This is a genomic window from Rheinheimera sp. (assembly GCF_020217005.1).
GTDB lineage: Bacteria > Pseudomonadota > Gammaproteobacteria > Enterobacterales > Alteromonadaceae > Pararheinheimera.
This window is the reverse complement of sequence record NZ_JAIWOI010000005.1, coordinates 1-10,000: the sequence shown is the minus strand read 5'-3', so window position 1 is coordinate 10,000 and position 10,000 is coordinate 1. Positions and strand designations below refer to the sequence as shown.

10 protein-coding genes and 1 pseudogene are annotated in these 10,000 nt (G+C 45.6%); 4 read left to right on the top strand and 7 right to left on the bottom strand.

Annotated elements, in window-relative coordinates; genetic code table 11:
- Positions 1-451: pseudogene (locus tag LDL40_RS00240) on the bottom strand (alkyl hydroperoxide reductase subunit F); the annotation flags it as partial.
- Between the two features lie 181 nt (positions 452-632).
- On the bottom strand, positions 633-1,199 hold the full coding sequence (gene ahpC / locus LDL40_RS00235; RefSeq protein WP_053423174.1) for an alkyl hydroperoxide reductase subunit C: 567 nt from the start codon (positions 1,197-1,199) through the stop codon (positions 633-635).
- A gap of 281 nt (positions 1,200-1,480) precedes the next feature.
- On the opposite strand from ahpC, the gene LDL40_RS00230 reads away from it, so the two are divergent.
- Complete coding sequence (locus LDL40_RS00230; protein ID WP_300992470.1) at positions 1,481-2,104, top strand: lytic transglycosylase domain-containing protein; 624 nt, start codon at positions 1,481-1,483, stop codon at positions 2,102-2,104.
- A 135-nt stretch (positions 2,105-2,239) separates the two neighbouring features.
- The gene (locus LDL40_RS00225; protein ID WP_300992468.1) at positions 2,240-3,004 is read left to right on the top strand and encodes a DUF4097 family beta strand repeat-containing protein; all 765 of its coding nucleotides are present in this window, start codon (positions 2,240-2,242) and stop codon (positions 3,002-3,004) included.
- Between the two features lie 38 nt (positions 3,005-3,042).
- On the opposite strand, the gene LDL40_RS00220 is transcribed toward LDL40_RS00225, so the two are convergent.
- From LDL40_RS00220 to LDL40_RS00210, 3 genes are all read right to left on the bottom strand, one after another.
- Positions 3,043-3,642, bottom strand: coding sequence for a DUF2238 domain-containing protein (locus tag LDL40_RS00220; RefSeq protein ID WP_300992465.1), 600 nt, complete (start codon positions 3,640-3,642; stop codon positions 3,043-3,045).
- A 94-nt stretch (positions 3,643-3,736) separates the two neighbouring features.
- On the bottom strand, positions 3,737-4,375 hold the full coding sequence (locus LDL40_RS00215; protein ID WP_300992463.1) for a GAF domain-containing protein: 639 nt from the start codon (positions 4,373-4,375) through the stop codon (positions 3,737-3,739).
- 688 nt (positions 4,376-5,063) lie between these two features.
- The gene (locus LDL40_RS00210; RefSeq protein WP_300992461.1) at positions 5,064-5,969 is read right to left on the bottom strand and encodes a tRNA/rRNA methyltransferase; all 906 of its coding nucleotides are present in this window, start codon (positions 5,967-5,969) and stop codon (positions 5,064-5,066) included.
- 191 nt (positions 5,970-6,160) lie between these two features.
- Here LDL40_RS00210 and LDL40_RS00205 point away from each other — a divergent pair, with 191 nt between their 5' ends.
- A complete protein-coding gene (locus LDL40_RS00205) occupies positions 6,161-7,003 on the top strand; it encodes a 23S rRNA (adenine(2030)-N(6))-methyltransferase RlmJ (protein WP_300992459.1) in 843 nt (280 codons plus the stop codon).
- Between the two features lie 10 nt (positions 7,004-7,013).
- A complete protein-coding gene (locus LDL40_RS00200; protein ID WP_300992457.1) occupies positions 7,014-7,802 on the top strand; it encodes a S1/P1 nuclease in 789 nt (262 codons plus the stop codon).
- On the opposite strand, the gene LDL40_RS00195 is transcribed toward LDL40_RS00200, so the two are convergent.
- Both LDL40_RS00195 and LDL40_RS00190 read right to left on the bottom strand, forming a co-directional pair.
- Complete coding sequence (locus tag LDL40_RS00195) at positions 7,789-9,342, bottom strand: response regulator (protein ID WP_300992455.1); 1,554 nt, start codon at positions 9,340-9,342, stop codon at positions 7,789-7,791. The two genes, LDL40_RS00200 and LDL40_RS00195, sit on opposite strands and share 14 nt — an antisense overlap.
- 139 nt (positions 9,343-9,481) lie before the next feature.
- Positions 9,482-9,814 (bottom strand): DUF440 family protein, encoded by a 333-nt coding sequence (locus LDL40_RS00190; protein ID WP_300992453.1) that lies wholly within the window; start codon positions 9,812-9,814, stop codon positions 9,482-9,484.
- Positions 9,815-10,000 lie beyond the last annotated feature (186 nt).

Genomic DNA, 10,000 nt, shown 5'->3' with positions numbered 1-10,000 from the left:
TCTTAATTTTTGGGTTCACCGCAGCCAGCACGTTTAACGCTTGTACTACTTCAGGACAAGTCTGGCAGCTTAAGGACACAAACACTTCAAAATTCAGTTCGTCGTTCAGGCTGGCAATCTGATCCAGCACACTTTGCTCTTCTTTAATGGTGTGGCCACCTGAATGCAATAAGGCCAAAACCAAAGAGGTAAATTCGTGCCCCAGCGGCACACCAGCAAAACGTATTAAGCTATTTTTGGCAGTTCCACGCACAGCCATAGACGGCGTACGGACTGTGATATCTGTCTCTTCTTTTACCTGAACCAGCGGGCTCAAGCTGGCAATATCTGCAGCTAAGGCTTTAATTTCAGCCGCTTTTTCGCTGTTATCTAACGCAACAACCAGCTCCACAGGGCTTTTCAGGTATTGCAAATAAGTCTGTAATTGCGTTTTTAAAGTCGTATCTAACATATCTGATCCCTTACTTAGGTCGCTTCAGTCGTTTTGTTTCGCCTTTTTCAGGCAAAGCTTCGCCATAAGAGCTGTGTTGCCCTTTGCAAAACTATTAATTTTGGGTTTAAAGCCAGCCAGTATGAGTGTGGCCGGAGAATCACCGGAGCTGAGTACCTCAGCCCCGGTCATAACAACTTAGTTAGATTTTACCAACCAGGTCTAAAGATGGAGCTAAAGTCGCTTCACCCGGAGTCCATTTAGCTGGACATACTTCACCGTCGTGGTTTGCTACGTATTGTGCAGCCTGAACTTTACGGAACAGTTCTGCAGCGCTACGACCGATACCTAAGTCGTGAATTTCAGCAACTTTGATTTCGCCTTGTGGGTTGATGACGAAAGTACCACGTAAGGCTAAACCTTCTTCTTCGATCATCACACCGAAGTTACGAGTAATAGTACCAGTTGGGTCGCCGATCATTGGGTAGTTGATTTTTTTGATAGTCTCAGAAGCATCATGCCATGCTTTGTGAGTGAAGTGAGTGTCAGTAGATACTGAATACACTTCAACACCAATTTCCTGGAACTTAGCATAAAAATCAGCCAGGTCGCCTAATTCAGTTGGGCAAACGAAAGTGAAGTCAGCTGGGTAGAATACAACTACTGACCATTTACCTAACAGATCCTGTTCAGTCACTGGAACAAATTTACCGTGATGGAAGGCTGTCGCTTTAAATGGCTTGATGGTGCTGTTGATAATTGAAGACATTGTCTTACTCCATGTTGGTTGATGTTTAAAATGAACTCGCTTCGATGGAACAAAGAATAGCTGTTTCACACGAATTGAGATAACGAATTAAATCTATAAAGTTAATCTGTTTTTGTGATTGGAAAACTGAACTGTTTATCTATTTTTCCACTTCATTCTATAGCGCCTCTATGACACCAATAAAACATAGAGCTCTGGTAGCGAGTTCTTGCTAAACAACACCGCAAAAAACGCTAAGAATGACTATGCTGAATAATCACCTGTGGAAGTGGGGGCATAAATTGAAACTTCAAGCAGCTAAAGCCCTGACATTTAGTATTTTTTTCATGCAGGTGACTGGCATAGCGGCAGAGCATGGGCCAGTCTATCGTTATCAGCAAGCCAATGGGGTCACAGCCTTTTCCGACCGGGCTCCGAAAAACCAACCTTATCAGATAGTTCGTTTTGATTGTTTTGCCTGTGATCAGAAAAGTACCGTGAATTGGCACAATACCCCCTTATTCACAAAACACTACCAGCATGAAATAGCCATAGCAGCAAAACAACATCAGCTCGAGCCCGCGTTACTAAGAGCCGTGATCCATGCAGAATCTGCTTTTAATGCCAAAGCTTTATCCAGAACTGGCGCAGCGGGCTTAATGCAACTGATGCCGGACACAGCGATTGAAGTCGGAGTCACAAATGTCTGGCATCATCAGCAGAATATCCAGGGTGGAGCGTCCTATCTTGCCTCATTACTTAAACGCTACCAAGGCGATATAAAACTGGCGATGGCCGCTTACAATGCCGGGCCTGGCGCGGTAGACAAATATCAGGGTGTACCACCTTATAGCGAAACTCAAAGCTATGTAGAACGGGTTCAACTGCTGTTTTCGCGTTATCAAAAGGCCGCACATAGTTCCTGAAACATTTAATGTTAAAGAGTAACAATTTATAAGTCATTGTTTTAATTCACATTTAACACAACCTATTGCTTTGCAATTTCCCAGTACAAAGGGCAGACTAACAGCATGAGTAAGGAGTATTTTTAAGGATTTGCGATGAAAAGGCTAATTGCGGTCTGTGTACCTACGTTATTCCTCAGCGCTTGCGTGATCCATGTGGGTCATAGTTCTGCCACTGAAAGTCTGAACCACGAACAACGCCAGTTGAAGCTGAGCGCTGTGGACATCACTGAATTAAAGGCTGAAACTGAAGCTGGAGATCTGAAAATTATCGGAGTAAAACAGCTGGCGCAGATTGAAGTGACTGCAGATCTGTATGCCAGCGAAGACAAACCCTTTAGTTTATCTCTGGAAAAACATGGTTCGGCTGCAGTACTTAAAGCTGTGGCTGGGTCTTGTATTGGCATATGCACCGGTTCTTCAGCCTACGCCGACTTAGTAGTGCGGGTGCCAGCTGAACTGGCATTAACTCTGGATGATGGCTCAGGAGACATCCGCATAGAAGGCGTAAGCTCCGATCTGGTCATTGAAGATGGCTCGGGCAATCTGACGGTACAGGGTGGCAATAATCTGGTACTGGAAGACGGCTCAGGTGATATCAGTCTGAGCCAACTCAAAGGCAATCTGACGGTTGAAGATGGCTCTGGCGATTTGTTGATTCAACAGATCGCTGGTACTGCACTGGTGGAAGATGGCTCAGGTGACATAGATATTCGGCAAGTCAAAGGCATGGTTAGTGTCAGTGATGGTTCAGGGAACATCAGAGTGCAACAGACAGGTGGCTTTACCTTGCTGGACGATGGTTCAGGCGAACTGAAGATGGACCAAATCAATGGCCCTGTCAGTCTGAATAACGACTAACAGAGCTGCATCAGGGTCAGAGCTCAGCTCTGACCTTTTTATGTCCGTAACTGCCGCAGTTGTTTATCATGCAGCGCTTTGAGGCTGAACCAGCCAATCAAAGCGCCACTTAACGCCCAGGCCATATCAGATTGTGTATCCCAGACGTACCCCTGAGTTCCGAGAAAAGCTTCCGCATCTTCACCGGACAATAAGGCAACCCACCATTCAATCAGCTCGTAAAAAGCACTGAAGGCTAAACAAAAACAGACACTAAAAAAACACTGCCAGTTTTGTCCAAAAATCAGGCCTTTACGCAATATCAGTTCACGGCAAATCATCACAGGAATAAAGCCCTGAGCAAAATGCCCAACCTTGTCATAATTATTGCGCTCACCTCCGGTCCAATCGCGGAGCCAGTCAAAGAACGGTACTTCAGCATAAGTGTAATGGCCACCGACCATTAAAATGATGCAGTGCAGCAATATCAGTACGTACAGCAAAGAGGTGAGTGGGAAGCGGCTTTTCGTCATGGCCAACACCAGCGCGCCAAGCAAAGCAGGAAGCACTTCCAGCAACCAGGTAAATGGGTCTTTAGGTTCAATCCCGGACCAGATCAAAACCGCAAAAAATACAGTTAGCCACACGCCTTGTTTCATTCTGATTCTGTCCTTGCTCTAAGATGACAACTATCAGAGCAATAAAGCCGTCAAAATACAAGCCTGAATTCGCTTCAGGCTTATCAAAAGCCACTCAGAATAAGGCGGCAAATTTTTGCTGCAATGCTGGCTTTAATGCGAAGGTAATCAGCTTGCCTGCTTGGTCCAAATAGGCTTTTTGCTGTTCAGTCCAGAGCATCACCTCACCGACATTTTCACAGCAAAAAACACCCACCAATTGGCCGCTGTAACGGATGCCAACATCGAGCAAAGAGTAAATATCATTGGGTTCAAAATAGGCTTCGGTGAAACAACTGGTGGCACTGTGTTCCATCGCATAAGGAGCGTCTATACCACCATCGTTGCGCATAGCTTCAAAGTAAGGTGAAAAATCATCTTCATGCAAAGCAATGCCCTGGAAATGTCTGTCTGAAGTACTGTCGTATAAATCCAACGCCACAATTTCATTCAGCAAAGCGTCGGAATATAGCCACAAACTCGCTCTGCTACACTCCAAAGCAGCGGTGATAGTTTCAGTGAGTTGCTGATAAAACTCTGATTCTGATAATTGTTGATCTTTAAAAGCTTTCACTAACAGCAATAAAGCGGACTGATCAAGCATAAAAAACTCCGATTCTGATAAGCCAGTAAGGTGGTCACCCAAAGGGGGTGGCATAGCGGCAAGGCCAGCAGGCAAAGCATAGACCTTCATGCCGCCAGAATCGAGCTCCATGCCGGTAGCCTGAGTCCCGCCAGCCGAAATTTCACCTTCCGTCCCCTTAACTCACCGCTGGTCACTTTTTGCCAGTCAAAAAGCGAATATGACTTCAGACTATAGCCAGAAATTTCCAGGAGAAATGTGTAATGGAAACTAGAAGACAACACTGCGCTGGCTTTTTACTCAGCTTTATCTGCCTGAGTTTTATTCTGGCCATGGGACCTTTTCTAACCTTAAATACAGCACCAGCAGTTGGAACTTTGCTTTCGCTCTTGCCCTAAAATCCTGCTGTTGCGTCTAAACCAGGGCAAAATATCAAGTGTCCAGGTTGTGGAAGCTGTCAATCGGCTGAATTTCTACCAGCCAGTTGTGGTTAATTTAAACCATCAGACCACTAAGTACCGCTGTAGCTGCGATTAGCACAACCTACAGATTCAGAAAGCATCGTGAGATTTTAAAGAGTAACAGCCTGGGATTTTATTGATTGGTAAAGCCGGAGTTCGACAGCGTTCATCCGTGGCGACTGAATGGAAGGCTTAGACACATTAGCGGGCAATCAGCATAGTTTGCTTTTAAACAGAAAGTTGCCCTATTCACCTTATTGGATGCACTCAAACGGGCCTACAGGTGAAACGACAACAGCAGCAAGCACAACTCAGAGCAGCCAGTTGATCAACAATAAGCCGCTCTGAGCCTGATTGAACTACTGCTGTTGCCTGTACCATTCGCCTAAAATCAGGCTGGCGGCAACGCTGACGTTTAATGACTCCACTTTACCTGTTCCAGGAATTTGCAGCGCTATATCTGCTGATTTTGCTACAGATTGTGATACGCCAAACATTTCCTCACCAAAAACGATCACTACTTTGGCTGGTAATGCAGTGGTATACAAAGATACCCCTCCATGGCTTGAGGTGGTCACCAGGGTGTAACCTGCCTGCTTGCACAACTGCAAGGCTAAAGGCAGGTTGTCACAACTTAACCCCTCAACAAACTCTACCCCGCCTTCTGCAGTGCGGGCCGCAGCACCATGGGCCAGTAACTCAGGATCTTTCATCACAATGCCACTAATACCAAAGTGAGCACAGCTGCGCGCTATAGCACCTAAATTATGTGGATTACCTACACCGTCTAACGCCAGTAAGCAATCCTGTTTTTTACGGCCGTTTTGAGTTAAATAACTCGCCAGTGATAACACCGCCTTACGTTTAACCAACAGCACAACCCCGCCGTGATGCTGGCTGCCGGCAACTTTTTCCAGTTCAGCCTCAGACACCACGTGATAGGCTTTTTTATTGGCGGCCAGATACTTCATTAGATCCGCAAATTTAGGTGCCATTTGCTCACTCAAATACAAACGCACTAAGGCTTGCGGACGTTGTAAAAAAGCGACACGGCAAGCGTTTTCGCCATAAATTTTGGCTTCTTCCTGACGATTTTGTTTAAGTACTTTGGCCGACACAGCTTTAGCTGCAGTGGCCTTTGTCTCCGCTGCTTTTACGCCTGCAGTTTTAGCAGCAGCGGGTTTTGCTTTAGTCCATGGCTTTTGCAGCTCAGCCTGACTATGTTTAGGCTGCTGGGGTGAGGTTGCTGAAGTTTTACGATTCAAGGGAGGTCCTGTGCTTGCGGTGACGCCGATACAGCGGATTTTAACACTGCCACAGTCAGAACCCCAAACAACTTCTGACCAAACCGCAGTCATAAGAAAACTTGCCTTTCTGCTGTGGCACAGTATGCTTGCGCTTTTATTGCGCCTTCGACGCCAAAATCTTCCGAAAACGATCCAAAAAGAGTGGGCTTATGCTTAGTTATCGTCACAGTTACCATGCAGGCAATCATGCCGATGTGATTAAACATCTGGTTCAGATCAGTATACTGAACTACTTAAAACGCAAAGATAAGCCTTTTTGCTACCATGATACTCATGCTGGTGCCGGTTTATACAGCCTGCATAGTGAGCAAGCGCAAAAAACCGCTGAATACCAGACGGGCATAGGTAAAGTCTGGAACTATGCGGGGAATAACGCTGAAATTAAAGCTTATGTTGACACCATCAAGCTGGTCAATGAGGCCGATGATTTAGCTTTTTATCCGGGCTCTCCGAAAATTGCCGATTTATTATGCCGCCCGACCGACACTATTCAGGCCACCGAATTACATCCAACTGACCACCCTATACTGGCCAGTCAGTTCCAACGCCGTAAGCATTGCCGTATTGAAAAAATGGACGCCTGGGCCGGACTACGAGCTATGTTACCGCCTTTGGCTAAACGTGGCCTGATATTGATAGATCCTCCCTATGAGCTGAAAACTGAATATCAGGACCTGATCAAAGGCTTACAGCAAGCCATACAACGTTTTCCACAAGGCACTTATGCGATTTGGTACCCTGTTATAGAACGCCAGGCGGTAGAAAGCTTTATCGACGCTATTGTCGATACACAAATTCGTAATCAGTTGCGGATAGAATACAGCCCGCAACCAGATTCCGAAGGATTTGGTATGACAGGCAGTGGCATGCTGGTGATCAACCCGCCTTTTACACTGAAACAAGATATGGAAAACTGCTTACAAGAACTATCACCATTGCTCTCTCAAAGCCCGCTAGCTCACTGGCAAGTCACTCAATTAGTTGATGAATAAGGAAATATCCATGCGTAATCTGGTATTAGCTCTGGCGTTGTTTTGTAGCCCGGTTTTCGCTTTTGGCGAGTTAGGCCACCAGATGGTCTGCTCTATGGCTTATCAATTACTAAGCCCGGCCAGCCAGCAAAAAGTACAGCAACTGATGCAATTACACGAACAAAAAGATTTTACCAAAGCCTGTTCCTGGCCTGATCAAATACGTTCTTTACCTGAATACCAGCACAGCAAAGTCTGGCATTACGTCAATATCCAGCGCACCGACGCTAAAGTGACGATGCAGCACTGCCCCGCCGAAGGTTGTGTCTTGTCTGCGATAGAACAACAAAGACAAAAACTAACGCCTTTTGCTCCATCTAAACAGCAACTGGAGGCCTTATTATTTGTAGGTCATTTTATTGCCGACTTGCATCAGCCTTTACATGCTGGTTATGCGGATGATTTAGGAGGCAATAAAACTGCAGTTTATTTTGAAGGTGAGCCCTCTAACTTACATGCTGTCTGGGATAGCAGAATTCTCGAAGCAGCGTCGTATCAAAACGCAACCAAACAGCAAGCCTTGTATCAAGCGCTGTTACAGAAGCAAAAACAATGGCAACAGGTCAGTGTACTGGATTGGGCCAATGAGTCGGTGTTGTTAGTAAAACTGATTTATCAGGGCTATAAACCAGGTATGTTGATCGATCAAACTTATCAGCAGCAACATTTGCCAGAATTGGAACAGCGGCTACAACAAGCCGCTGTGCGTCTGGCGTTAGTGCTGGAGCAGAGCTTTACTGCGGCCTCTAGCGCTGGTTAAATTCGCTCAGTATAAAGGTTTTATATTTGCTCAGTTTTAACTGACTGAGCAAATTAGCTAAGTGTTCCTGATGGGACAAGTAAGTGGGTTCTGCCAGATACGCTTTGTAATACATTTGAGCTGCAGGCCGTAACTCCGCTTCTTTTTCATGTCGTAACCCCATTTGGGCATAAATCTGGCCTCTATCAGCTTTTGGGTAAATCATCTGAAATGCCTGCAACTGAACACAGGCAGCATAGACTTTGTGCATGCTGTGCGGCATCAGATACAAGGCTTTGTTACTCAGATAGATCAAATCAAAAGCAGCATTCATTTTTCCAAGGCTGGCCATCAGAGCGGCGCCATGACACTGACTGGCAACAGACATCTGCATAGATGATAAATGTTGTTTCTGCTTTTCTAAGAAGGCGATTGCCGCTTCTTTGCCATCAGCCTGAGCTACCAGGCTCCCCTGTAACCAGATAATATCAGCTGCACACTGGCTGGCTTCTTTATCTGTGATTAACTGGCGAAAACACTGCTGTAACATGGCCTGATACGCAACTAAGCGCTGCTCGGACTGAGGTTGAGCTATTAAAAACAGCAGCACTTTGCATAAGCTCAGGGTCAAGATACAAAACTGATAACCGCTACCTGCAAGTCGCCTTTTTCGTTCAATTAATTCAATTGCTTGTTCTGTCTTATCCGACAGCATCATCACCAGCTTCACTAATTGAGTAATCCTGGTCGACATTCCTGCTGTTGGCAATTTGCCGGCAATATCACAAGCTCTGCTGTAGTCTTCATCTTCCAGTGCCAGATAAATTTGCCAGACCTCTTTTCTTTCCTGGTAACAGGACTGCTCATCGCTGCCATTTGCTAAAAAGTGACTACAGGATTCCAGATCGGCTTGTTCGTAGTCCAGCAAAAATTGCAGCCACAAGGCCCAGTCTTGTTGCCTGGCACATGCAGCTTTAATAGAAGCAGAGGCAGCATCAAACACGCCGAGCTCGAGCAACAGCTGGGCCTTTAATTGCAGCACAGCGGCCGGAGTCTCAGATCCTGCTTTTTGTTGTAATTCACCTATTAATTTAAAGGCATCAACATAACGGCGTTTATGGACCAGAGGCAGGATCTGATCCATAAATGGTTTCAATCGCACATGGAGTTTAAGTTGCTCGTCTATATGAAATTTGTTGCAGGGCCTGTTGAGGAAGTCAATCTGATGAAAGGGGTAATCCACCGCATATTTCTGCCGCTCGGTGGCAGCTGATAACACCACCAAACGACAGTAAGGGCTGACGATATTTTTCATCAGCAACAGCTCGATCAGATCGGCCCCAACCATCGAAGGTTCCGCATCATAATCAAGAAAAATCACATCATAAGGAGCAACCTGCTCACTAGCCAACAACAGCTGAGCAGAGCGGCTAAGTTCCACTTTCCTGATACCAAGGCTGGTCAGTATTTGTTTCAACTGATGGCCAGACGCCGGGTCAGACTCAAGGACTAACACATTGAGATCAAATAACTTACTAAAATCAAATCGGGTAAGACTCAAACCTTTGCCTCGTTTTTCTCAGATCCACGATCCATGCTACTGATGTTACTTTAGTGTAGGCGCAACATGGCCAGTCGCAAAAGAAAAATTTGGAAAAAACGATACAAAATCTGAGGCTTGGCTTATTTTTTAGCCAAAATTAGTCCTGCCCACGCCAGCGCGCATGACATAAGGTTTCAAATTTTTCTTTGCTTAATAAAATTCTGGCCAATACCATCTCAGTATCGCCATTGATATCAGCCAAACCAATATGAGCTTCGACGTGCAACTCAGGATCTATGTCCATAGCGATCAGCTCAACCCAATCCCCGGTAGCCGGCACTAAATCAACATAAGCTGAAGTTGCAGCCTGTTGTTGATACAACAGATAATCCGCCGCAGACAGATTCTCCTCTGCCAATTCCTCAAATATTGCAAAGGCGTGATCACAGAGTTCATCCAATGTCCAGAGTTCAAGTTCTGAGCCAGTCATTCATTTCTCCACAGAGATAAATCAAAGGCTGCAGTATACCAATAGCATTTCAATCCTGCCCAGACTGAGTAGGGCTAAAGTCGAATATTTACTGGCATCCAAAGCAACAGCTCGGTAGCATAGCGCCATTTTCTGTCCGGCCTGAGATAAAACGATGCAACAACGTTTAAGCTTAATCAGCCTGTT